General features: G+C 35.1%; 24 protein-coding genes and 1 other annotated feature. All 24 genes read right to left on the reverse strand.

The window, feature by feature from the left end:
• Window positions 1-134: 134 nt before the first annotated feature.
• The 24 genes from rpoC to LQ617_RS08675 all read right to left on the reverse strand — a co-directional run bounded on the left by rpoC (window position 135) and on the right by LQ617_RS08675 (window position 25,660).
• A complete protein-coding gene (gene rpoC, locus LQ617_RS08560; RefSeq protein ID WP_239740179.1) occupies window positions 135-3,752 on the reverse strand; it encodes a DNA-directed RNA polymerase subunit beta' in 3,618 nt (1,205 codons plus the stop codon).
• A 100-nt stretch (window positions 3,753-3,852) separates the two neighbouring features.
• Complete coding sequence (rpoB, locus tag LQ617_RS08565) at window positions 3,853-7,407, reverse strand: DNA-directed RNA polymerase subunit beta (protein ID WP_037589920.1); 3,555 nt, start codon at window positions 7,405-7,407, stop codon at window positions 3,853-3,855.
• Between the two features lie 206 nt (window positions 7,408-7,613).
• Window positions 7,614-8,222, reverse strand: coding sequence for a class I SAM-dependent methyltransferase (locus tag LQ617_RS08570; RefSeq protein ID WP_239740180.1), 609 nt, complete (start codon window positions 8,220-8,222; stop codon window positions 7,614-7,616).
• 82 nt (window positions 8,223-8,304) lie between these two features.
• Window positions 8,305-8,667 carry a 50S ribosomal protein L7/L12 gene (rplL, locus tag LQ617_RS08575; RefSeq protein ID WP_153653597.1) on the reverse strand — a complete coding sequence of 121 codons (363 nt, stop codon included), beginning with the start codon at window positions 8,665-8,667 and terminating at the stop codon, window positions 8,305-8,307.
• 40 nt (window positions 8,668-8,707) lie between these two features.
• Window positions 8,708-9,214: a 50S ribosomal protein L10 gene (rplJ, locus tag LQ617_RS08580; RefSeq protein WP_025904860.1), complete on the reverse strand. Its 507-nt coding sequence runs from the start codon at window positions 9,212-9,214 to the stop codon at window positions 8,708-8,710.
• A gap of 42 nt (window positions 9,215-9,256) precedes the next feature.
• Window positions 9,257-9,397 (reverse strand) — a sequence feature (ribosomal protein L10 leader region).
• 41 nt (window positions 9,398-9,438) lie between these two features.
• Window positions 9,439-10,131, reverse strand: a complete 693-nt coding sequence (rplA, locus tag LQ617_RS08585; RefSeq protein ID WP_037589918.1) for a 50S ribosomal protein L1 — start codon at window positions 10,129-10,131, stop codon at window positions 9,439-9,441.
• A gap of 114 nt (window positions 10,132-10,245) precedes the next feature.
• On the reverse strand, window positions 10,246-10,668 hold the full coding sequence (gene rplK, locus LQ617_RS08590; RefSeq protein WP_025904858.1) for a 50S ribosomal protein L11: 423 nt from the start codon (window positions 10,666-10,668) through the stop codon (window positions 10,246-10,248).
• 147 nt (window positions 10,669-10,815) lie between these two features.
• On the reverse strand, window positions 10,816-11,364 hold the full coding sequence (gene nusG, locus LQ617_RS08595) for a transcription termination/antitermination protein NusG (RefSeq protein ID WP_025904857.1): 549 nt from the start codon (window positions 11,362-11,364) through the stop codon (window positions 10,816-10,818).
• A gap of 14 nt (window positions 11,365-11,378) precedes the next feature.
• The gene (gene secE, locus LQ617_RS08600; protein ID WP_025904856.1) at window positions 11,379-11,558 is read right to left on the reverse strand and encodes a preprotein translocase subunit SecE; all 180 of its coding nucleotides are present in this window, start codon (window positions 11,556-11,558) and stop codon (window positions 11,379-11,381) included.
• Between the two features lie 14 nt (window positions 11,559-11,572).
• On the reverse strand, window positions 11,573-11,713 hold the full coding sequence (gene rpmG / locus LQ617_RS08605) for a 50S ribosomal protein L33 (RefSeq protein WP_075577615.1): 141 nt from the start codon (window positions 11,711-11,713) through the stop codon (window positions 11,573-11,575).
• A gap of 50 nt (window positions 11,714-11,763) precedes the next feature.
• The gene (locus tag LQ617_RS08610) at window positions 11,764-12,369 is read right to left on the reverse strand and encodes a sigma-70 family RNA polymerase sigma factor (RefSeq protein ID WP_239740181.1); all 606 of its coding nucleotides are present in this window, start codon (window positions 12,367-12,369) and stop codon (window positions 11,764-11,766) included.
• A gap of 87 nt (window positions 12,370-12,456) precedes the next feature.
• Window positions 12,457-12,975: an NYN domain-containing protein gene (locus LQ617_RS08615; protein ID WP_037589915.1), complete on the reverse strand. Its 519-nt coding sequence runs from the start codon at window positions 12,973-12,975 to the stop codon at window positions 12,457-12,459.
• On the reverse strand, window positions 12,975-13,721 hold the full coding sequence (gene rlmB, locus LQ617_RS08620) for a 23S rRNA (guanosine(2251)-2'-O)-methyltransferase RlmB (protein WP_025904853.1): 747 nt from the start codon (window positions 13,719-13,721) through the stop codon (window positions 12,975-12,977). Before rlmB ends, LQ617_RS08615 begins: the two co-directional genes overlap by 1 nt.
• Window positions 13,714-14,103, reverse strand: a complete 390-nt coding sequence (locus LQ617_RS08625) for a Mini-ribonuclease 3 (RefSeq protein ID WP_037589958.1) — start codon at window positions 14,101-14,103, stop codon at window positions 13,714-13,716. The genes rlmB and LQ617_RS08625 overlap by 8 nt, the downstream gene beginning before the upstream one ends.
• A 13-nt stretch (window positions 14,104-14,116) precedes the next feature.
• A complete protein-coding gene (gene cysS / locus LQ617_RS08630) occupies window positions 14,117-15,520 on the reverse strand; it encodes a cysteine--tRNA ligase (protein WP_232194109.1) in 1,404 nt (467 codons plus the stop codon).
• The gene (gene cysE, locus LQ617_RS08635; RefSeq protein WP_025904850.1) at window positions 15,504-16,145 is read right to left on the reverse strand and encodes a serine O-acetyltransferase; all 642 of its coding nucleotides are present in this window, start codon (window positions 16,143-16,145) and stop codon (window positions 15,504-15,506) included. Before cysE ends, cysS begins: the two co-directional genes overlap by 17 nt.
• A 254-nt stretch (window positions 16,146-16,399) precedes the next feature.
• Window positions 16,400-17,854 (reverse strand): glutamate--tRNA ligase, encoded by a 1,455-nt coding sequence (gene gltX, locus LQ617_RS08640; protein ID WP_204255781.1) that lies wholly within the window; start codon window positions 17,852-17,854, stop codon window positions 16,400-16,402.
• Between the two features lie 15 nt (window positions 17,855-17,869).
• Complete coding sequence (gene ispF, locus LQ617_RS08645; RefSeq protein ID WP_025904848.1) at window positions 17,870-18,349, reverse strand: 2-C-methyl-D-erythritol 2,4-cyclodiphosphate synthase; 480 nt, start codon at window positions 18,347-18,349, stop codon at window positions 17,870-17,872.
• Complete coding sequence (gene ispD / locus LQ617_RS08650; RefSeq protein ID WP_239740182.1) at window positions 18,342-19,028, reverse strand: 2-C-methyl-D-erythritol 4-phosphate cytidylyltransferase; 687 nt, start codon at window positions 19,026-19,028, stop codon at window positions 18,342-18,344. Before ispD ends, ispF begins: the two co-directional genes overlap by 8 nt.
• A 1-nt stretch (window position 19,029) precedes the next feature.
• Window positions 19,030-20,088, reverse strand: coding sequence for a PIN/TRAM domain-containing protein (locus LQ617_RS08655; protein ID WP_037589912.1), 1,059 nt, complete (start codon window positions 20,086-20,088; stop codon window positions 19,030-19,032).
• Between the two features lie 22 nt (window positions 20,089-20,110).
• Window positions 20,111-21,481: a DNA repair protein RadA gene (gene radA, locus LQ617_RS08660; protein ID WP_025904845.1), complete on the reverse strand. Its 1,371-nt coding sequence runs from the start codon at window positions 21,479-21,481 to the stop codon at window positions 20,111-20,113.
• 155 nt (window positions 21,482-21,636) lie between these two features.
• Window positions 21,637-24,099, reverse strand: a complete 2,463-nt coding sequence (locus LQ617_RS08665; protein WP_025904844.1) for an ATP-dependent Clp protease ATP-binding subunit — start codon at window positions 24,097-24,099, stop codon at window positions 21,637-21,639.
• 16 nt (window positions 24,100-24,115) lie between these two features.
• Window positions 24,116-25,123, reverse strand: a complete 1,008-nt coding sequence (locus tag LQ617_RS08670) for a protein arginine kinase (RefSeq protein WP_025904843.1) — start codon at window positions 25,121-25,123, stop codon at window positions 24,116-24,118.
• On the reverse strand, window positions 25,124-25,660 hold the full coding sequence (locus LQ617_RS08675) for a UvrB/UvrC motif-containing protein (protein ID WP_025904842.1): 537 nt from the start codon (window positions 25,658-25,660) through the stop codon (window positions 25,124-25,126). It lies immediately after the preceding gene.
• Between the last annotated feature and the right edge of the window lie 13 nt (window positions 25,661-25,673).

Here is a 25,673-nt window from a genome sequence, read left to right on the forward strand (position 1 = left end):
TCATATCCTCCAAAGCGTCTGCTTTCATCAACCTTAACAATAATAACATTGCACAGTTATAAAGTCAATCATTTTTAAAGTGTTTTTATAATAAAATACAAGCTGTTCTAGGAACCTAGAACAGCCCATATATATTAGTCAGTCACAACTTGTTCTTCAGGTACTACTTCTTTTTCAACTTTTTCAAAGTCAACACCAGTATATCTTCTCATACCTGTTCCGGCAGGGATCAATTTACCGATGATAACATTTTCTTTAAGTCCAAGTAAGTCATCACGCTTACCTTTAATAGCAGCATCTGTAAGTACTCTTGTTGTTTCTTGGAATGAAGCAGCTGATAAGAAACTTTCAGTCTCAAGAGATGCTTTCGTAATACCAAGTAATACAGGTTTAGCAGTTGCTGGACGTTTACGCGTCGCAAATACTTCTCTGTTTGCATCAGTGAATGTATGAATATCAACTAATGCACCTGGTAATAGTTTAGTATCTCCTGCTTCAATAATTCTTACTTTACGAAGCATTTGTCTAACCATAACTTCAACGTGTTTATCTGAAATTTCAACACCTTGCATACGGTAAACTTTTTGTACTTCTTTAAGTAAGTAACTTTGAGTAGCATTTAAGCCTGCAACAGCTAGTAATCCTTTAGGTTCAATTGAACCTTCAGTCATAACTTCACCACGTTCTACGTATTGACCTTCTTCAACTTTAAGTCGAGCAGTACCTGGTGCGTTATAAGTACGGATTTCATTTTCGCCTTTAACTTTAATTTCTTGTTGACGATCTTTAACGATCGTAATTTCAGTTACTTCACCATTAATTTCAGAAATAACTGCTTGTCCTTTAGGGTTACGTGCTTCAAATAGCTCTTGAATACGAGGTAAACCTTGAGTGATATCGGCACCTGCCACACCACCTGTATGGAATGTACGCATTGTAAGCTGAGTACCTGGTTCACCGATTGATTGTGCAGCAATTGTACCAACTGCTTCACCAACTTCAACTTGTTCACCAGTTGCTAAGTTCTTACCATAACATTTTTCACATACACCGTGACGAGTGTTACATGTAAATGCAGAGCGAATATGCATTTCAGTAATACCTGCATCAACTATTTGTTTAGCAATATCTGCAGTTATTAATTCATTAACTTTAATAATTACTTCATCTGTTTCAGGATGACGTAATGTTTCTTTAGAGTAACGACCTTCAATACGTTCAATGAATGGTTCGATTAACTCTGATCCTTCTCTAATATCTGAAACAAGTAAACCACGGTCAGTTCCACAGTCTTCTTCTCTAACGATAACATCTTGTGCTACGTCAACTAGACGACGTGTTAAGTAACCTGAATCGGCAGTTTTCAGTGCTGTATCGGCAAGACCTTTACGCGCACCGTGAGTAGAGATGAAGTATTCAAGTACTGTTAAACCTTCACGGAATGAAGATTTAATAGGTAACTCGATAATTCGACCAGATGGGTTAGCCATCAAACCACGCATACCAGCTAATTGAGTGAAGTTAGATGCGTTACCACGGGCACCAGAGTCACTCATCATGAAGATTGGGTTTAAGCTGTCTAATGACATCATTAATTTAGCTTGAATATCATCTTTAGCTTTTGTCCAAATTTCAATTACAGCAGCATAACGTTCGCTTTCAGTGATTAAACCACGGCTAAACTGTTTCTGTACTTTATCTACTTTGATTTCTGCTTCTCCAATAATTTCTTGTTTATCAGGAAGTACCACAATGTCAGAAACCCCAACTGTAATACCAGCTTTAGATGAGTATTTAAATCCTAAATCTTTCATCTTATCAAGCATTACTGATGTATCTGTAATGTGGAATTTATTAAAGATTTCCGCAATGATTTGACCTAAGAATTTCTTGTTAAATGGTTTAACAAGTTCAACATCTTGTAAGTACTCGATTAATCCACCTTCTGGAATATCAGTAGGTGATACAAAGTATTTGTCAGGTGTTGATTTTTCTAAATTGAAATTCGTTGGTTCATTAATATACGGGAATGAATCCGGCATAATTTCATTGAATATCACTTTACCAACAGATGTGATAAGTAATTTATTGTTTTGTTCTTCTGTAAATGTTGGGTTCTTTAATGATCTTGCATGAACAGCTATACGTGAGTGTAAATGAACATAACCATTTACATACGCTTTAATAACTTCATCTGTTTCACTAAAGATTTCACCAGCTCCTGTAGCGCCTTTACGTTCAAGTGTTAAGTAATAGTTACCTAATACCATATCTTGAGAAGGAGTTACGACTGGTTTTCCATCTTTAGGGTTCAAGATGTTTTGAGCTGCAAGCATTAACATACGTGCTTCTGCTTGTGCTTCTTTTGATAATGGAACATGGACAGCCATTTGGTCACCATCAAAGTCAGCGTTATAAGCAGTTGTTACAAGTGGATGAAGTCTGATTGCACGACCTTCAACTAGTGTAGGTTCAAATGCTTGAATACCTAAACGGTGAAGTGTTGGTGCACGGTTTAATAGTACTGGATGTTCTTTAATAACATCTTCTAGTACATCCCAAACTTCTTCTTCCATTCTTTCTATTTTACCTTTTGCATTCTTGATGTTTGTAGCAATTTCACGTTCAACAAGTTCTTTCATAATGAAAGGTTTGAACAATTCTAATGCCATTTCTTTCGGTAAACCACATTGATACATTTTAAGGTTTGGTCCAACTACGATAACTGAACGACCTGAATAGTCAACACGTTTACCAAGTAAGTTTTGACGGAAACGACCTTGTTTACCTTTTAACATATGTGACAATGATTTTAATGGACGGTTACCTGGTCCAGTTACTGGACGACCACGACGACCATTATCAATTAAAGCATCTACAGCTTCTTGTAACATACGTTTTTCATTTTGAACGATAATACCAGGTGCACCTAAGTCTAATAAACGTTTCAAACGATTATTACGGTTGATAACACGACGGTATAAATCATTTAAATCACTTGTTGCGAAACGTCCACCATCTAATTGAACCATTGGACGAATTTCAGGTGGAATAATTGGTAATACATCTAAGATCATCCAAGATGGATCATTACCTGAGTGACGGAATGATTCAACAACTTCTAGACGTTTAATTGCTCTTGTCAATCTTTGTCCTGTTGCTGATTCTAATTCTTCACGTAATTCTTTTAATTCTTTATCTAAGTCGATATCGCTTAATAAGTCACGGATTGCTTCTGCACCCATTTTTGCTGTGAATTTACCTGGATATTTATCATAATACTCACGGAATTCACCTTCAGTTAATAATTGTTTCTTCTCTAATCCAGTTGGACCTGGATCAATTACAGTGTAAGAAGCAAAGTATATAACTTCTTCAAGTGAACGTGGTGACATATCAAGTAAAAGTCCCATACGACTTGGGATACCTTTGAAGTACCAAATGTGTGAAACTGGAGCTGCTAATTCAATGTGCCCCATTCTTTCACGACGCACTTTTGATTTAGTAACCTCTACACCACAACGGTCACAGACCATGCCTTTATAGCGTACTCTTTTATATTTACCACAACTACATTCCCAGTCCTTAGTTGGACCAAAAATTTTCTCACAGAATAAACCATCTCTTTCAGGTTTTAACGTACGGTAGTTAATTGTTTCTGGTTTTTTCACTTCACCAAATGACCAAGAACGGATCTTTTCAGGTGAAGCAAGTCCTATTTTCATGTAATGGAAATTATTTACATCAATCAAGGAGCCTACCTCCTTCAATTTAAATTAGTTGTGCCGGTTGATTGATAATGTATAACAAATGAAAAGCGCAAATGTTTAATCAAATGCGCTTTATTAACTTTTAGTCAGTTACTTGTTGTCCTTCTATTGATGCATCTTGTGAAACACCTAAATCAACTTTCTTGTCCATCATATCTTCATCTTCTAAATCACGCATTTCGATTTCGTTATCGTGTTCGTCCATAACTTTAACGTCTAGACCTAAACTTTGTAACTCTTTCATTAATACGCGGAATGATTCAGGAACACCTGGTTTAGGGATGTTTTCTCCTTTTACGATAGATTCGTAAGTTTTAACACGACCTACTGTGTCATCAGATTTATAAGTTAAAATCTCTTGTAAAGTATATGCTGCACCGTAAGCTTCAAGTGCCCATACTTCCATCTCACCGAAACGTTGTCCACCAAATTGAGCTTTACCGCCAAGTGGTTGTTGTGTAACAAGTGAGTATGGTCCAGTAGAACGCGCATGTAATTTATCGTCTACCATGTGTGCAAGTTTAAGCATGTACATTACACCTACAGATACACGGTTATCAAACGGTTCACCAGTACGACCATCGTATAGTACAGTTTTACCATCACGAGCCATACCTGCTTCTTCAATAGTTGACCAAACATCATCATCGTTTGCACCATCAAATACTGGTGAAGCAACATGAATACCTAAATTCTTAGCTGCCATTCCAAGATGAAGTTCTAATACTTGTCCGATATTCATACGAGAAGGTACACCTAATGGGTTTAACATGATGTCAATTGGTGTTCCATCTGGTAAGTAAGGCATATCTTCTTCAGGTAAGATACGTGAAATAACACCTTTGTTACCGTGACGACCACACATTTTATCTCCGACATGTATTTTACGTTTTTGAACGATGTATACACGTACTAATTGGTTTACACCTGGAGATAGTGAATCATCGCCTTCTTCTCTGTTAAATACTTTAACATCTAATACAATACCACCTGCACCATGAGGTACACGTAATGATGTATCACGAACTTCACGAGCTTTTTCACCAAAGATTGCATGTAATAATCTTTCTTCAGCTGTTAATTCAGTTACACCTTTAGGCGTTACTTTACCAACTAGGATATCTCCGTCTTTAACTTCAGCACCAACATAAACGATACCACGATCATCTAAGTTCTTAAGCGCGTTGTCAGAAACATTAGGAATATCACGTGTGATTTCTTCAGGTCCTAATTTAGTGTCACGAGCTTCTGATTCATATTCTTCAACGTGAATTGAAGTATAAACATCATCTTTAACAAGACGTTCACTCATGATTACAGCATCCTCATAGTTATAACCGTCCCAAGTCATGAATCCAACGACTACGTTACGTCCAAGTGCCATTTCACCAAGTTCCATTGAAGGACCATCAGCTAAAATTTCACCTTTAGAAACAATGTCTCCGCTCGCAATGATTGGACGTTGATTGTAACAAGTACCTGAGTTACTACGTTTGAATTTAGATAATGGGTAACGATCTAATTCTGTTTCGATCTCTTTACCGTTCTCTTCAACAATACGTCTAACAAGGATTTCTTTTGCTTCTACGTGCTCAACTCTACCTTTATACTTAGCAACTACTGCTGCACCTGAATCACGTGCAGTTACGTGTTCCATACCAGTACCAACGAATGGTGCTTCTGGGTTCATTAAAGGTACCGCTTGACGTTGCATGTTCGCACCCATAAGTGCACGGTTAGAGTCATCGTTTTCTAAGAACGGAATACATGCTGTCGCTGCAGAAACAACTTGTTTAGGAGATACATCCATGTAGTCCATACGTTCTTTAGGTTTCGTAGTGTTGTCCCCACGGAAACGACAAAGTACTTCGTCATCTACGAATTTACCAGTTTCATCAAGTACAGAGTTTGCTTGCGCAACTACATAGCTGTCTTCTTCGTCAGCTGTTAAGTAGTCAATTCTGTCAGTAACTTGGTTTGTTTCGATGTTTACCTTACGATAAGGTGTTTCAATGAAACCAAATTCATTAACTCTTGCATAACTTGATAATGAGTTGATTAAACCAATGTTTGGTCCCTCAGGCGTTTCAATTGGACACATACGACCATAGTGAGAGTAGTGAACGTCACGTACTTCCATACCAGCACGCTCACGAGTTAAACCACCCGGTCCTAATGCTGATAGACGACGTTTATGCGTCAACTCTGCTAATGGGTTTGCTTGGTCCATGAATTGAGATAATTGAGAGCTACCAAAGAATTCTTTAATAGATGCAATTACTGGACGAATATTAATTAATTGTTGAGGTGTGATTGAATCAGTGTCTTGAATTGACATACGTTCACGTACAACACGTTCCATACGTGATAAACCAATTCTGAATTGGTTCTGTAGTAATTCTCCTACTGAACGTAGACGACGATTACCTAAATGGTCGATGTCATCTGTGTAACCTACACCATGTAACAAGTTGAAGAAATATGATAGTGAAGAAATAATATCTGCTGGCGTAATACATTTCACTGCTTCATCAGGGAATGCATTACCAATCACTGTTGTCGTACGTTTTTCTTCATCACCAGGAATATAAATTTTAACTGTTTGAACTTCTACTGGCTCATCTAAGACACCACTATTAAGTTCATAAACATGAATATTAGCGTTTGATTCTAAAACATCGATGATTTTATCTAAATTACGACGGTCTAAAACAGTACCTTCTTCAGCCGCAATTTCACCTGTTTCAACGTCAACGATAGGCTCAGCTAAAGTTTGGTTGAATAAACGATGTTTAAGATGTAATTTTTTATTCATTTTGTAACGACCTACTGCCGCTAAATCATAACGTTTTGGGTCAAAGAAACGTGAATATAATAGACTTTTAGCGTTCTCTACTGTTGGTGGTTCTCCCGGACGTAAACGCTCATAAATTTCAAGCAATGCTTGGTCTGTTGTTTCAGTATTATCTTTGTCTAATGCATTTCTTAAATACTCATTATCACCAAGTAAATCAATGATTTCTTGATCTGATGAGAATCCTAAAGCACGGATTAATACTGTAATTGGTAATTTACGTGTTCTGTCTATTCTTACGTAAGGAACATCTTTAGCATCTGTTTCATACTCTAACCATGCACCACGGTTAGGAATTACAGTAGTTCCAAAACTCACTTTACCGTTTTTATCAACTTTTTCGTTGAAGTAAACGGATGGTGAACGTACAAGTTGAGATACAATAACACGTTCTGCACCGTTAATTACAAAAGTACCAGTGTCAGTCATTAATGGGAAATCACCCATGAATACTTCTTGATCTTTCACTTCGCCTGTTTCTTTGTTAATTAAACGGACTTTAACGCGTAATGGTGCTGCATATGTTGCATCACGGTTTTTAGATTCTTCTAAATCATACTTTGGTTCACCTAGACGGTAATCTACGAACTCTAAAGAAAGGTTACCTGTAAAATCATCAATTGGAGAAATGTCGCGGAACATTTCTAGTAAACCTTCTTTTAGAAACCATTCATATGATTTCGTTTGAATCTCTATTAAGTTAGGTAGTTCTAAAATCTCGGAAATTCTCGCATAACTTCTACGAACACGATGTCTTCCATACTGGATAAGTTGACCTGTCAACAGATTCACCCCTCAAATATTGTGAATATAACTTTGCGCCTTACAAAATAAATATAATAAGACAAAAAGAAAACGGAAAGTCAATGATTCCATTTTCTATTTCGTACGACTTATTCCTAACATTCAATTAAGGGCGACGCAAAAGTACACACTTATTGAATATAATTTTTAACATTCTATTACTATATCAGAACAAAACACCAAAATCAAGCTTTTACACTTTTTAAAATGTAATAACCCTTGCTTTTTTCGATTATTTCTGCATTACCAAAAACATCTTGCATTTTTTTCTTGGCAGAAGGCATACCTTGCTTCTTCTGAATTACAACTAATAGCTGTCCACCACTCGATAATACTTCGATGCTTTGCTCAAGAATTTTATGAACAATTTCCTTCCCTGCTCTAATTGGAGGGTTTGTTAATACAAAATCAAATTCTAAATCTAATACATCATCTAAACAGTTACTTACTTTCAACTGAGCATTTTGAATGTTGTTAAATCGTTGATTATCTTTTGCCAAATCCAATGCACGTTCATTAACATCTACCATTGTCACTTCACTATGCGGAAGTACTTTCGCACACATTAAACCTATTGGACCATAACCACAACCCACATCCAATATTTTCTTTTTAGGACCAGGGGGATTTGCATTTAAGAAAGTTGTTACGAGTAAATCAGACCCAAAGTCTATTTTCCCTTTTGAGAAAACACCATGGTCTGTCTGAAGAGAGAGTTTGTTATCGCGATAAAAATAATCGAAACTTTCTCGTTCCGACTTCACGTTTGGATCGTTATCAAAATAATGACTCATTACGCCACCTCTTTATTGATTAAATGAGTAAATAAAAACCCGTTATCATGATAATAACGGGTTTTTTGATTTAATACAGAGATTATTTTAATTCTACAGATGCGCCAACTTCTTCTAATTTTTCTTTTAAAGCTTCAGCGTCTTCTTTAGATAAACCTTCTTTAACAACTTTAGGAGCGTTGTCTACGATTTCTTTAGCTTCTTTTAAGCCTAAGCCAGTTGCTTCTTTAACCGCTTTAACAACTTTAATTTTTGAATCTCCAGCTGAAGTTAATTCAACGTCGAATTCAGTTTTTTCAGCTGCTGCATCTCCACCAGCTGCGCCAGCTGCTGCTACAGGAGCTGCTGCTGTTACACCAAATTCTTCTTCGATAGCTTTTACTAAGTCATTTAATTCTAATACTGACATTTCTTTAATTGCTTCAATAATTTTTTCATTAGACATGATATATATCCTCCATTAAATAGTTTTATTTGTTGCTGAATTATTCAGCACTTTCTTCTTTTTGTTCTCCAACAGCTTTAACTGCATAAGCAAAGTTACGAACTGGAGCTTGTAATACAGATAGTAACATTGATACAAGACCGTCTTTTGATGGTAATGAACCGATAGTGTTAACTTCTTCTGCAGATACAACTTGTCCTTCAATAACACCTGCTTTGATTTCTAACGCTTCGTTTTCTTTAGCGAAGTCAGCAAGAATTTTAGCTGGTTCAACAACTTCTTCGTTTGAAAAAGCAATTGCGTTAGGACCAGTTAATGTTTCTTCTAAACCTTCGATACCAGCAGCTTCAGCAGCACGACGAACTAAAGTGTTTTTGTAAACTTTATATTCGATACCTGCTTCACGTAATTGTTTACGTAATTCAGTAACTTGCGCAACTGTTAAACCACGGTAGTCAACAATAATTGTTGAAACAGAATTTTTAAGTTGTTCAGTAATTAAATCAACTTTTTGTTGTTTAGCTTCAACGATTTTTGAATTAGACATCTCTACACCTCCATATTAATTGTCCGTGCTTTTATGATGAGGTTTCTCAACAAAAAAGCACTTTTTACCCACGGCAAAAAGTGCTTGAATTTTATACGTTCAAGTCAATTTAAGCCTCGGTAGGATCGCTTTTTAAGTTCAAAATTGAACTCCTACTGTCTTAGGTTAAATATTACACATCCAAAACTATAACGCGTTTTGGAGTTGAAGTCAATATTTTTATATTATAATTTAAAGCTTGAAGTATCAACTTTGATACCAGGACCCATTGTTGTTGTAACAGCAACAGATTTGAAATAAGTACCTTTAGATGATGCTGGTTTAGCTTTAGTTAATGTATCTTGAATTGTTTTGAAGTTATCAACTAATTGTTGCTCGTCAAATGATACTTTACCAATAGATGCATGAACAATACCAGATTTTTCAGCACGGTATTCTACTTTACCTGCTTTAATTTCTTCTACTGCTTTTTTGATATCCATTGTTACTGTACCAGTTTTAGGGTTTGGCATTAAACCTTTAGGTCCTAATACACGACCAAGTTTACCAACTTCACCCATCATGTCAGGTGTTGCAACGATTACATCAAAGTCGAACCAACCTTGGTTGATTTTGTTAATGTATTCTTCACCTACATAATCTGCTCCAGCTTCTTCTGCTTCTTTGATTTTATCGCCTTTAGCGAATACTAATACACGTTGTGTTTTACCAGTACCGTGTGGTAATACTACAGCACCACGGATTTGTTGGTCATTCTTACGTGTATCAATGCCTAAACGAAATGCAACTTCTACAGATGCATCAAAGTTAACAGTACTTGTTTCTTTTGCTAATTTAATCGCTTCTTCAACAGCGTATGTTGCAGTACGATCGATTTTAGCAACTGCTTCTTGATACTTTTTACCTTTTTTAGCCATTTTGTTTTCCTCCTTTAGTGGTTTTAGCGGAATGTTACCTCCCACGTGCATTATCATAAAGACAATGCAATAGCAGACAGCGAAATAGCCGCCTGCTTAAACTTTAAAACTCAATTATTCTACGACAATACCCATGCTGCGTGCAGTACCTTCAACGATACGCATAGCTGCTTCTTCAGATGCCGCGTTTAAGTCAGGCATTTTAGTGTTAGCAATTTCACGTACTTGGTCTTGAGTTACTGTAGCAACTTTAGTTTTGTTAGGTTCACCAGAACCTTTTTCTACTTTAGCTGCTTTTTTAAGTAATACTGCTGCAGGTGGTGTCTTAGTGATGAAAGTAAATGAACGATCTTCAAATACTGTAATTTCAACTGGAATGATTAAACCTGCTTGCTCTTGTGTACGAGCGTTGAATTCTTTACAGAATCCCATAATATTCACACCGGCTTGACCTAATGCAGGACCAACTGGTGGTGCTGGGTTTGCTTTACCTGCAGGAATTTGCAATTTAACAACTTTAACTACTTTTTTAGCCACGATGTGCACCTCCTTGATATCGTGATGTGGTCATGGGGTAATGATATTTTACCCTCCCACTCTTCATTTCGTGACGAAATGGTTGCGCATAGTACGAGCGCGACCTTTAAATAATAACATTGAAATTATGAAATTTCAAGTGTTTTTTTACAACTTTTCAATTTGATCGAATTCAACTTCGACTGGTGTTTCTCTACCGAACATATCAACAAGTACTGTTAATTTGTACTTCTCAACATCGATTTCTTTGATTTCACCAACTTGGTTACTAAATGGTCCACTTGTTACGCGAACTTGTTCACCTAATTCAACTTCTACGTCGACAGTTTTTTCTACCATACCCATTTGTTTAAGGATGAATTTCGCTTCCTCAGGTAATAATGGATTTGGTTTAGATCCTGCACCTGCAGAACCAACGAAGCCTGTAACACCAGGTGTATTTCTTACGACATACCATGATTCATCAGTCATAATTAACTCAACTAATACATATCCAGGGAAAGTCTTCTTGATTTGTGTCTTCGCTTTACCATCTTTAATAGATGTTTCTTCCTCTTCAGGAATCACAACTCTAAAAATTTGTTCTTGCATGTTCATTGTATCAACACGCTTTTCTAGGTTTGTTTTGACTTTATTTTCATAACCTGAATAAGTGTGCACTGCATACCATCGTTTAGCGCCTATCTCTTCTGACATTTTGCCACTCCTTACTATCTAATCAAATTAATTAATTCTGTAATTCCTAAATCTAATGCATAGAAAAAGATTAAGAAAAAGATTACTGTACACACTACTATTGTTGTATATTTAACAAGTTCTTTGCCAGTTGGCCAACTTGTTTTCTGCATTTCTGATTTTACGCCTTGAAAGAAGTTTTCTTTTTTAGCCATTGATTTTCCTCCTTTTAGATGGATTCTTTATGCAATGTATGCGTATTACAAGTTTTACAAAACTTTTTTAGCTCTAATCGTTGATCTGTATCTTTTTTAGGGACTGTATAATTTCTAGCTCCGCATTTCTCGCAATTTAAAGGGACTTTTCTCATCTTATCACCTAATTCATTCTAATCCTAGATTAATATACAAAACAAAACACCTAATTGTCAAACAAAGCTGAAGTAATTTCAGCCTTGTTCAGTTTCTTTTTTAATCTGTATTGTGCGTTGTATATATGTTTCACTGGTACATCTAGTTCATTTGATATTTCTTTTTTTGTTTTTCCTTGTGCCGTTAATTTTAGAATGTCTGTTTCTATAGGCGATAGTTTATTTGAATCCATCAAATAGGATAGCGAACATTCTGTTAACATTTCATTTTCAAAATCCTGACCATGACCATCTCTAAGACACTCTATTAAATTAATCGAATCACTTTTTGTTTCATCAATACTCAATGAATCTTTTAGTATTTGATACTTAGTACTTTTAACTTTTCTTATATAATCAATTTTAGCATTTTTAATAATGACATTCACACAATGTATAAAGGACTCCTGCTTGTCACAATCAAATGTGAGTGCTTGCTTATACAATTTATATCTTATAATTTGTGCGATGTCCTCTTTATCATTATAAGGTAGTCTCAATGTGCCTACCCGCTTCTGAATGTCACTTTCGAAAACATTTAATAATTGATTAAACGCTTCTTTGTCACCGTTTTGAATATCAGCAATCCATTTTAACAACTGATTATCAGTATTCATGTCATTCATCATGCTCATCCCTTGTTGTTGTTTTGAGCATATTTTACAGAGCGACTTCCTTATAAATCAAACTTCAAAAAATCATTTTTATCGATTATTTCTTCTCCATTTTTCAAATTGCTGTAATACTTCATCTGGCAAGTTCAATCTATTCCTAGGCGTCTTAGTTTTAATTTCTGATAGATGCTTTGTAACTACAGATTCTTGATTTGCAATTGTTGACCACATTTCTCTTGATGAGATTCTATACGCACCTGAACCAAAAATAGCATGTTGTTCACTCATATCACTTGTGACTACTGTAATATGCGTAATATGTTTTCTATATAATTCATACGTTAGTCTTTCGATATAACTATCTGCTGTTTCTTTTCCTTTCGTATAAACAACTTTCACACCGTGCTTAAATTCTACTGATTCAGTACCTTCTACACCATATGCATCAAAAACAACAATCATTTCACCATCATGCTGGGTATTATAATTGATAAGTGTGATTAACAATTTATCTCTCGCTTCTTCTAAAGAAACTTGAGCAATGGAAGACAATTCGCTTGATTGTCCTATTAAGTTATAGCCATCAATAATTAAATAGATATCTTTCATTATGATTGTCCTATTGGATGCCTTTTTCTATAAACTTCATACATAAGCAGACTTGCTGCAACAGAAGCATTTAAGCTATTAACGTGTCCAACCATTGGTAATTTAATATAAAAATCACACTTATCTTTCACTAATCGACTCATACCTTCGCCTTCACTGCCTATAACGATAACAAGTGGCATTCCAGCATCCATTTGTCTATAATCAGTCGCATTCTTTGCATCTGTACCTGCGACCCAATATCCTACTTCTTGAAGTCTTTCAATTGTTTGCGGTAAATTCGTCACGCGAATAACTGGAACATGTTGAATGGCACCTGTTGAAGCTTTTGCTACTGTTGCATTTAACTGCACAGATCTTCTCTTCGGAATAATAATGCCATCAATACCTATTGCATCAGCTGTTCTCATAATAGAACCTAAATTATGCGGATCTTCTAAACCATCTAACATCAATAAGCAAGGTACATGGTCAATATCTTTTGTTTCTGAAATGAAATCTTCTAATTCTTTATATGGATATGGCGCAATTTGTGCAGCAATACCTTGATGCGGAACATCTGTTAAATAGTCAATTTTTGATTTAGGTACAGTTTGGACGACTATTTTTTCAGATTTTGCAATTTTTAAAATTTCACCAATTTGTTTCTTGTTAATACCTTCTTGAATTAATATTTTATTAATCGTATGACCTGAAGTTATCGCTTCTTTGACTGCATGCCTACCAACTATAATCGATTCATCCATTGGCTCCCACCCTTTCTTCTGTTATTTCAATCATTTTATTAACGAGTTCTTCCAAGCGTTCTGTTTCATCTATTAAGAATAAATAACCGATGACCGCTTCGATTGCTGAACTTTTTCTATACGTTTGTATATCTGTATTCTTCGCTTTCGTATAACTTTTTGCGTTACGACCTCGTTGTATAATTTCTAATTCTTCTTCTGTAAAAAATTCATTTTCCATCAAAATATTAAGTGCATAAGCTTGTCCCTTTGCAGAAACATATTGTTTAGACAATTGATGTAATCGATTAGGTTTCCCTTTTATTTTAAGGATAATATGCTTTCTGACATACGTATCTAATATCGAATCACCCATGTAAGCTAAGGATAACGGATTTAACATTTTAATTGTTAGTTTATCCACGTCTAAACCTCACACCTTGAGCTGTGTCTTCAAGAATAATATTTTGTTCTTTTAGTGCGTCTCTAATTTCGTCCGCTCTTTGGAAGTTCTTAGCTTTTCTTGCTTCATTACGTTCTTCAATTAATGCTTCAATTTCTTCATCAAGCAATTCATTTTGTTTTTTACCTACTAATGGTACACCAAGAACTTCACTAAAGATTTCATACACTTCTTTGAAACGATTAATTGTTTTTGTAGAAGTTGTATTTTCAAGTAAATATTTATTACCTAATTTATTCAAGTCATACCATGCAGTCATTGCATTAGCTGTATTGAAATCATCATCCATAGATGTTTCAAAGTCTTTTAATATTTCATTAATACGTTCGATATGTTGTTCTGTTTCATCTTCTTCTAATACAGCATGTTGTGCTCTATCAACTAATGATTGATAACTGTTTCTTATTCTTTCTAAACCTCTACTAGCTGCTTGTACAAGTTCTAAATCATAGTTAATTGGATTTCTATAATGCGCACCTACCATAAAGAATCTTAATACATCAGGGTCAATTTCTTTTATAATGTCATGAACTAAAATAAAGTTACCTAATGATTTACTCATTTTTTCATTGTTAATATTTACAAAGCCGTTGTGCATCCAATAATTCGCGAATGTCTTATCATTGTGTGCTTCTGATTGGGCAATTTCATTTTCGTGGTGAGGGAATTGTAAGTCTGTTCCTCCAGCATGGATATCAATCGTATCGCCTAAATGTACTTGTGCCATTACAGAACATTCGATGTGCCAACCTGGTCTACCTTCACCCCATGGGCTATCCCATTTAATTTCGCCTGGTTTAGCTTTTTTCCATAAAGTGAAGTCTAGCGCATCTTCTTTTTGTTCACCAGATTCTATTCTAGCGCCAACTTTTAAGTCATCTAATGATTGATGGCTCAACTTACCGTAATCATCAAAACGTCTTGTACGATAATATACGTCACCACCACTTTCATATGCATAGCCTTTTTCGACTAATACAGCTATAAACGCAATAATATCGTCCATGTGATCCATTACTCTTGGGTTCGCTGTTCCACGTTTACAATTTAAAGCACCTGTATCTTCGTAGAATGCTTCAATAAAACGATCCGCAATTTCCGGAACCGTTTCACCTAATTCATTTGCAGCTTTGATTAATTTGTCATCAACATCTGTAAAATTAGATACATATTGTACATCGTAGCCACGGTATTCTAAATATCTTCTTACAACATCAAATGCTACTGTTGCTCTTGCATTACCAATATGAATGTAGTTGTAAACTGTCGGTCCACATACATACATTTTTACTTTTCCTTCTTCGATAGGAATAAATTCTTCTTTTTGTCTTGTTAACGTATTATATAACGTAATCATCAACAATCTCTCCATTCTTCGTCTTTTCAAGTTGACGTTCTAATTCTTTTAATTGTTCATATATTGGGTCTGGTAAATTTGTATGATTAAAGTTCTTACCAATTTTCAATCCATCTTGTTTCACAATTCTACCTGGAATACCAACTACTGTAGAATAATCTGGTACATCTTTGAGAACGACTGAGTTCGCGCCAATATTCACATTGTTGCCGACTTCAATATTACCTAATACTTTTGCACCAGCAGCTATCAGTACATTATCACCTATATCTGGATGTCTTTTTCCACGTTCTTTACCTGTCCCACCAAGTGTTACACCTTGGTAGATTGTTACATTATTGCCGATACGACATGTTTCACCTATTACAATACCCATGCCATGGTCGATGAATAACCTCTTGCCGATTGTAGCACCTGGATGAATTTCAACTCCTGTGAAAAATCGAGCAATTTGAGATATCGATCTTGCTATAAAGTACATTTTTTTCTTAAAGAACCAATTAGCGATCAAATAACTCCATATAGCATGTAGCCCAGAGTAAGTCATAACGACTTCAAATGAAGATCTTGCTGCAGGGTCTTGATCGAATACCATTTGAATATCATCTTTGACTCGTTTAAACATTTAAATCCCCCCTCAGATAACAAAAAGGCGCCCCTAACAATAATTGCTAGAGGTGCCTTTTTGCACGGTTCCACTCTTTTTAGCATTAAAAAATGCTCACTCTTTTAAATATTAACATCATCATATTTGTAATAAAGGTGCATTCGCTTAAGTAATGTGGCACATTTTCAGCAACCATGTACTCTCTAATTTCACATTAACTAATCTACTTGTCCTTTAAGTCATTTATATAATAATTTTTCGTTCTAAAAAAATCAAACAAAACGTTTTAATCTGTTAAGTACTTTATCTCGACCTAACAACGCAATTGTATTCGGTAATTCAGGGCCATGAGTTTGACCTGAAACAGCGACACGTATAGGCATAAATAATTGTTTACCTTTGATGCCTGTTTCTTTTTGAACAGCTTTAATTGATTTTTTAATTTCTGCTGGTTCAAACGGCTCTAAAGTTTCAAGTTGTTTCACAAGTTCAGCCATTACAGTTGGAACTTGTTCACCATCTAAGACTTCTTGTGCTTCGTCACTGAAATCAAGATGTTCTCTGAAGAATAACTCAGATAAAGGAACAATTTCTCCTGCATAACTCATTTGTTGTTGATATAAACCTACTAAGTCTCTTGCCCAAGTTAATTCAGCTTCAGATGGACTTTCAGGTAATAGACCTGCTTTAACCATATGTGGAATTGTCATTTCAAAGACTGTTTCAGAATCTTTTTCTTTCATGTATTGGTTATTAATCCATTCTAATTTTTTCTTATCAAAGAATGCTGGTGATTTAGAAAGACGTTTTTCATCGAAGATTTTAATAAATTCTTCTTTAGAGAAGATTTCTTCTTCGCCTTCAGGAGACCATCCTAATAAACCAATAAAGTTAAAGATTGCTTCAGGTAAATAACCTAAATCTTTATATTGTTCTATGAACTGTAGAATTTGACCATCACGTTTACTTAATTTTTTACGCTCTTCATTAACGATTAATGTCATATGCGCAAATTGTGGAGGCTCGAATCCAAACGCTTCATAAATCATAAGTTGCTTAGGTGTGTTTGAAATATGATCATCACCACGAATAACGTGTGAAATTTCCATGTAGTAATCATCAATTGCAACTGCAAAGTTATAAGTTGGGATACCATCTTTTTTAACGATTACCCAGTCACCGATACCATTTGAATCAAATGATACTTCACCTTTAACGATATCATCGAATTTATATTCTTTATTTTGTGGCACTCTAAAGCGAATACTTGGTTGTCTACCTTCTGCTTCAAATGCTTCTTGTTCTTCTTTTGTTAAGTGTGCGTGTTTACCACCATAACGAGGCATTTCACCTCTTGCAATTTGCTCTTCGCGTTCTGCTTCTAATTCTTCTGAAGTCATATAACATTTATATGCTTTATCTTCAGCTAATAATTTTTCAATTAATGGCTTATAAATGTCGCCACGTTCAGATTGACGATATGGACCGTATCCTCCGTCTTTATTAACAGACTCATCCCAATCTAAACCTAACCATTCAAGGTTAGAAAATTGTGATGCTTCTCCGTCTTCTAAATTTCTGGCTATATCTGTATCTTCAATACGTATAACAAAGTCCCCATTATAATGTTTCGCAAATAAATAGTTAAATAATGCGGTTCTTGCGTTACCGATGTGTAAGTAACCAGTCGGACTTGGCGCGTATCTTACTCTTACTTTGTTACTCATCGTCTCACTCCTGTTTTATTCTTTACTTGTTAATAATACCACAGCTTGTGCTTGTATGCCTTCTTCTCTTCCTAGAAATCCTAATTTTTCATTCGTTGTTGCTTTTACATTTATATCTTCAATAGACACGTCTAATACTGAAGCAATTGCACTTCGCATTTGATCTATATAAGGCCTGAATTTAGGTTGTTCCGCTACAATTGTAGCATCTACATTCCCAAGTTTATATCCTTTTTTCAAAACTTGTTCATAAGATTCTTTAAGCAATAACTTTGAATCTGCATCTTTAAAAGCTGGATCTGTATCTGGGAATAGCTTTCCTATATCTCCTAGACTTGCAGCACCTAGAATAGCATCCGTAATTGCATGGAGCAACACATCTGCATCACTGTGACCTTTCAAACCATGTGTATGTTCAATCTCAAGACCACCAATGATCAATGGTCTTGCCGGATCAAATTCATGCACATCATAACCGTAACCTATTCTAAACATCGCAAATACCTCGCTTCTCTAGTATAGAATGTGCAATGATTAAATCTTCGTGTGTTGTAATTTTGATGTTGTCGTAATCACCATTTGATATATGTACTTGATACCCTGCTCTCTCTACTAACGAAGCATCATCCGTACCTAAGTAATTTTGTGTTTCTGCTTGTTCATAAGCTTCTAAAATTATGTTTCTTTTGAACGCTTGAGGTGTTTGAACTTGCCACATTGTTGAGCGATCGTAAGTTTGTTCAACAACACCATCGATCACTTGCTTGATTGTATCCTTAGCTTGAACTGCTAAAATCACTGCATCTTTTGTTAAGGCATCTTGATATAATTGGTTAATTTTTTCTTGTGTGATAAATGGTCTTGCACCATCATGAACCATCACAACTTCGGAATTAATCAATACTTTCAAGACTTCATTAATGCTATGTTGTCTTTCTTTTCCACCTGGAATAACACCAGCAACTTTACTAAAGTCCTTTAAATGGTCTTCCATTAATTCAACTTCGTCTGGATGTGCAGCAATAAAAATCTGTTCACATGAATCTATTTCTTGAAACACGGCAACAGTTTGACGAATAATTGTTTCACCGTTAATTTCTAGAAATAATTTGTTGATTTCAGTTCCCATCCTTTTACCTTGTCCAGCTGCAGGAATAATTGTCGTAAACCCCAATTTATGACACCTTCTTCGCAAATATAATTCTACCAGAGGAAGTTTGTAGTAAGCTCATCACTTCAACAGGAATTGTCTTTCCTATATATTCTCGTCCTTTTTCAATGACGACCATTGTACCATCATCAAGATAACCAACACCTTGATCATCTTCTTTACCTATTTTCGTAATTAATAAATCGAAAATATCCCCTTGGTGTAGTACTGGTTTAATCGCTTCTGATAAATCATTTACATTTAGAACTTTTATACCTTGAACTGCACATACTTTATTCAAATTATAATCTGTTGTAATAATACTTGCTTGATATCGTTTAGCTAAATTGATTAAGAGGGCATCTACATCTTTATGTGTAGACGTTGGTTCAATAATTGAAATCGAGAAATCTGTTTTCTTCAATTCATTTAATATATCTAACCCACGTTGTCCTTTATCGCGTTTAACACTGTCCTTTGCATCCGCAATGACTTGTAACTCTTCAATAACACCTTGAGGTACAAGGATTTCTCCATCTATAAAATGACACTTCACGACGTCTAATATTCTTCCGTCAATAATAGCACTTGTATCTAAAATTTTTGCGTATTTCGAAGTTGTTTGTCTCGTTAAAGAATTAGATATACTTTCAGGAAATAATCGTAAAATTTCTTCTCGTTTTTGCAAACCAATCTGAAAGCCTAGATAACATAAAAAAGCAGCAATAATAATAGGTAAAATATGTTTCAGAACTGGTGCACCGATCATTTCTAATATAAACGAAACCATAACCGCGATCATTAAGCCTATCATGACACCAACTGTGGCGAAGAATATTTCAAGAATACTCCTTTTTAATAAATATTTTTCTCCTTGATCAGCCATGTCTACAATCTTATCAATCAAAAAACCAAACAATAGGAAAATAACAACTGCACCTATAAGACCATCGATATATGGATTTGTCAGTACTTGTTCGGGTTGGATACTAAACGCATTAATCAGTTCTGGAATCACCATAATGCCTAGTGAGGAACCTATGACTAAATAACACAGTATGATTAGTCCTTTTAAAATTTTCATACGTTAACCTCCTAATGGTTAATTATGCATTAAAAGCAATTTTCAATGCTTCTCTTGTTGTTGATACGCCAATAACTTCTGTACCTTCAGGGAATTCTAAACCTTTAATATTATTTTTAGGTATGATAATTCGTTTAAATCCTAATTTAGCCGCTTCTTGTACACGTTGATCAATTCTAGCAACCCTTCTTACTTCACCTGTTAAACCGACCTCACCTACGAAACAATCATCACCTTTAGTAGGTTTATCTTGGAAACTTGAAGCTATCGCGATAACAATACTTAAATCTACAGCGGGTTCACTTAATTTTACACCACCGGCAATTTTGATATATGCGTCTTGTTGTTGCAATAAGAAATTCTCTTTCTTCTCTAATACAGCCATCAATAAGCTTAATCTATTGTGATCAATACCTGTTGCCATTCTTCGTGGATTATGAAAAGTCGTTGGTGTTACCAAAGCTTGTACTTCAACTAAAATAGGTCTCGTACCTTCCATAGTTGCCACAATAGTTGAACCCGATACATGTTTCGTTCTTTCTTCTAAGAACATTTCAGACGGATTTTTAACTTCGTTAAGACCCGTTTGCTTCATTTCAAAAATACCCATTTCATTTGTCGAACCAAAACGGTTTTTAACTGCTCTTAATATTCTGTATGCATGATGTGTATCACCTTCAAAATACAAGACTGTATCAACCATATGTTCTAACAAACGTGGACCAGCAATTTGTCCATCTTTCGTTACGTGTCCAACAATAAATGTAGCAATGTTCATTTGTTTTGCGATATGCATTAAATTTTGTGTACATTCTCTAACTTGAGAAACAGAACCTGGCGCAGAAGTGACTTCAGGGTGGAAGACAGTTTGAATGGAATCTATTACTAATACATCTGGTTTTTCTTTTTGAACCATACTATGTATAATTTCTAAATTCGTTTCAGCATAAACATTTAATTCTCCTGAATCTTCAACTAATCTTTCAGCTCTTAATTTCGTTTGTCTTACAGATTCTTCACCTGAAACATATAAGACATTTTTTTGTTGAGATAAAGCCGCACAAATTTGTAATAACAATGTGGATTTACCAATACCAGGGTCGCCACCAATGAGTACAAGCGAACCTTCTACAACACCGCCACCTAATACGCGGTTAAATTCATTGATTTTAGTCTTAATTCTAGGTGTGTCTTCTTCTTTGACGTCTTTTAATTTTTCTATTTTTTGTGCGGGTACATCTGACTTGAATGTATTTTTAGGACCTTTAGTTTCTTTATGTTCTATTGATTCTTCCATTTGGTTCCATGCACCACAATTAGGACATTTCCCCATCCATTTTGGAGATTGATATCCGCAGGCTAAACACTCAAATATTACTTTCTTTTTGGCCATTCAACTTACCTCCGTATTAATTGAATAGTTATATTTTAAACTTGACTGACATTAAAAACAAATTAATATACTTTAAAATCAATATAAAAGCCCGCAAACTATTATGATAAATAGTTTGCGGACTCATTATAATATTAAATTAACATTGTTGATTTTTAAGCTTTTGAAGTTTCTTCTGCTTCTTTATCTTCCTTATGATCTGATAAATCGAATTTAAATTCATCATCTCTATAATCTACAATGACATCTTTACCTACTAAATCTTGTCCAGATAAGATTAATTCACTTAAATTATCTTCGACGTGTTTTTGAATAGCACGTGTTAATGGTCTTGCACCATATTCTGGATCAAATCCTTCATCAGCAATTTTTTCTTGTGCTGAATCTGAAAGTGTAATGTGAATACCTTGTTCTGATAATCGTTTCGTTAAGTTACCAGCCATTTTATTCACAATTTCTTTAAGATGTGTTTTTTCAAGTTTGTGGAAGACGATAATATCATCTACACGGTTTAAGAATTCTGGTCTAAATTGTTGTTTTAATTCATCCATCATTGTTTTTCTGATAGTTTCGTAATCCGGTCCACTTTCTTTAGCACCGAATCCAACAAATTTAGCATTTTGTAATTCTTGTGCACCAACGTTTGATGTCATGATAATAACAGTATTTCTAAAGTCTACTTTACGACCTTTAGAATCTGTTAAATGACCATCATCTAACACTTGTAACAAAATATTAAATACATCTGGATGTGCTTTTTCAATTTCGTCAAATAGGATAACTGAATATGGTTTACGTCTTACATTTTCAGTTAATTGTCCACCATCATCATGGCCTACATAACCTGGAGGAGAACCTACTAAACGGCTGACAGAGTGTTTCTCCATAAACTCACTCATGTCCACTCTGATCATAGCATCTTCTTCACCGAACATTGCATCAGCTAATGTACGTGCAAGTTCAGTTTTACCAACACCAGTTGGTCCTAAGAATATAAAGCTACCAATTGGTCTCTTAGGATCTTTAAGACCAGCACGGGCACGTCTTACTGCTTTAGAAATAGATTTAACTGCATCGTTTTGACCGATTACACGTTCATGTAAGATAGTTTCTAAGTTTAGTAATCGTTCTGACTCAGTTTCGTTTAATTTCGTAATTGGAATACCTGTCCAATTTGCGACAACAACTGCTATATCTTCAGCAGTTACACAAGTATTTTTCTCACCTTGTGCTTTTTTCCATTCGTTTTTAGTATCTTCTAATTGTTTTTCAAGTTTTGTTTGTTTATCTCTTAAATTAGCTGCATTTTCAAACTCTTGAGAATGTACGGCAGCATCTTTTTCTTTCTTAACTGTTTCTAATTCTGATTCAAGTTCTTTCAGACTTGGAGGTGTTGTATAGTTTCTAAGTCTTACTTTAGAACTTGCTTCATCGATTAAGTCGATTGCTTTATCAGGTAGGAATCTATCTGAAATGTAACGGTCACTCATATTAACTGCCGCTTCAATCGCTTCATCTGAAATATTAATACGGTGATGCGCTTCGTAACGATCTCTCAAACCTTTTAAAATTGCAATTGAATCTTCAGTATTTGGTTCATCAACTGTTACAGGTTGGAAACGACGTTCTAATGCAGCATCTTTTTCAATATATTTACGGTATTCATCTAATGTAGTTGCACCGATACATTGTAGTTCACCACGCGCTAATGCTGGTTTCAAGATGTTTGATGCATCGATAGCACCTTCTGCTCCACCTGCACCAATCAGTGTGTGTAACTCATCGATGAATAACACGATATTGCCTGCTTGATGAATTTCTTCCATTACTTTTTTAAGTCTTTCTTCAAATTCACCACGATATTTAGTACCTGCTACAACAGTACCCATGTCTAATGACATAACGCGTTTACCTTTTAATGTTTCTGGTACTTCGTTTTGTACGATTGCTTGTGCTAAGCCTTCAACGATAGCCGTTTTACCAACACCTGGTTCACCGATTAATACTGGATTGTTTTTAGTTCTTCTACTTAACACTTCAATGACACGTGTAATTTCATCTGAACGACCAACTACTGGATCTAACGTACCATCTTGCGCAATCACAGTTAAGTCTCTTGCTAATCCATCTAAAGTTGGTGTTGCTTGATTTTTAGTCGTTTGAGCATTTTTTGAACCTTGCTCTGGACTACCTAATGATTTAACAACTTGTGCTCTTGCTTTCGTGATATTTAAATCTAAATTAGCAAATACACGTGCTGCCACACCTTCGTTCTCACGAATTAATCCAAGTAATAGATGTTCTGTTCCAACAAATGTATGGTTTAACTTTCTTGCTTCATCCATTGAAAGTTCAATTACTTTCTTAGCTCTTGGTGTGTAATGAATCGCACCAACTTGTTCTTGCCCTTGGCCAATTAAGTTTTCAACTTCTTTTGTTACTTTTTCTTCAGTAATACCGAAAGCATCTAACACTTTAGCTGCTATGCCTTCAGGTTCTTTCATTAAACCTAATAATAAATGTTCCGTACCTATATTTGAATGATTCAATCTCATTGCTTCTTCTTGTGCATGCGCTAATACACGTTGTGCACGTTCTGTTAATCTACCAAATAGCATAAACTAACCTCCTATTTTATATATGTTCTCTTAAAAAGGTTGCTCTTTGTTCATCTACAGATTGTTCCGAGTCATTACCTTCAAAGAATGGTGTTTGTATTGTAACCATTAAATTATCAAAATTAAAGTTATTACTCTCGATATGTCCTAAATCTATACCCAGTTTCATTTCACTTAATCTTAATGAAGCTTCTTCAACAGATATTAATTGTGCAGATTTCAATATACCTTTCGCACGATGAACTCTGTCTTTTGTTTCCATATGATTAAAACGATCAAGTCTTTGTCTAATTTGTTCTTCTTCACTAATGATTTGTTCAACAATTTGTGTTAAATCTTCAATGATTTCTTCTTCAGTCTTACCAAGTGTTAATTGATTGGATATTTGATACACATGACCAAGTGCACCTGTACCTTCACCATAAATACCTCGAATAGTATATCCGAATCTATTGATAGCTTGTCCAATTCGTTTCATACGTTTCATAATGCTTAAGCCAGGTAAGTGCAACATAACACTCGCTCTTAAGCCTGTTCCAATGTTCGTTGGACAAGTCGTTAAAAATCCATGTTGTTCATCATATGAAATCGTTAAATGTTTATCAAGTTCATCATCTAATTTAGATGCTGTTTCATACAACTCGTTTAACACGAGATTGTGACCCATAACTTGTATTCTAACGTGATCTTCTTCGTTGATCATAACACTTGTTGATTCATCTTCATTTAATAATACTGCACCAAATTTCTGTTTTGTCAGTGCTGGGCTAATAAGATGTTTGAACACGAGTTTGTTTTGATCCAGTTCACTTAAATCTGATAACTTCGTCAATTTCAATTCTGATAATGCTTTACTCACTTTTTCTATTACTTTGTTGCCTGTTTCATCATCTTCTTCGTATTTGAGCGGATGAACTTCGTCTTGAAGGTTACGTGCAAGTCTTATTCTAGAACTCATGACAATTGGCGTGTCTTCTGTTTCTTTCATCCAATCGCTAATATGTTCATTCATATGCTCTTCCATTTACTCGACCTCACCTTCTGCTTTCAATGCTTTTATTTCATCTCTTACAACTGCTGCATCTTCAAAGGCTTGCTCTTCAATTAAGCCTTGGAGTATTTTTTCTTTCTCAGCAATTTGTTGTTTGAGTTGTATTTTACTTCTTGAAGATACAGGTATTTTACCTGTATGCTCCCCACTGCCCGCTTGAACTCTTCTAATAATTTGCGGTACATCATCTTTAAAAGTTTCATAGCAGTCATGACAACCAAACTTACCAACTTTAGCAATATCTGTTAAAGTCATGCCACAAGTAGGACAGTGCTTTTCTTCTTGTGGTTGAACTTGTTTAAAGTTAATACCATGTTTACCTACTAAATATTGTAGAAATTGGTTCACAACAAATTCTTGGTCCAAATTTTGATCACTCATATGATCATCTTGGAAATAAAAATGTTCTGAAGCACAGTTTTTACATATCCATTGTTCTGTTTTATGTTTCTTACCTGTTGATGTTAATTGAATTGTTGCTTCTTCTTTACCACAAATTTCACAAAGCATACTGTCACTCCTT

Source organism: Mammaliicoccus sp. P-M59 (genome assembly GCF_022386135.1).
In the GTDB taxonomy this organism is placed as follows: domain Bacteria; phylum Bacillota; class Bacilli; order Staphylococcales; family Staphylococcaceae; genus Mammaliicoccus; species Mammaliicoccus sciuri_A.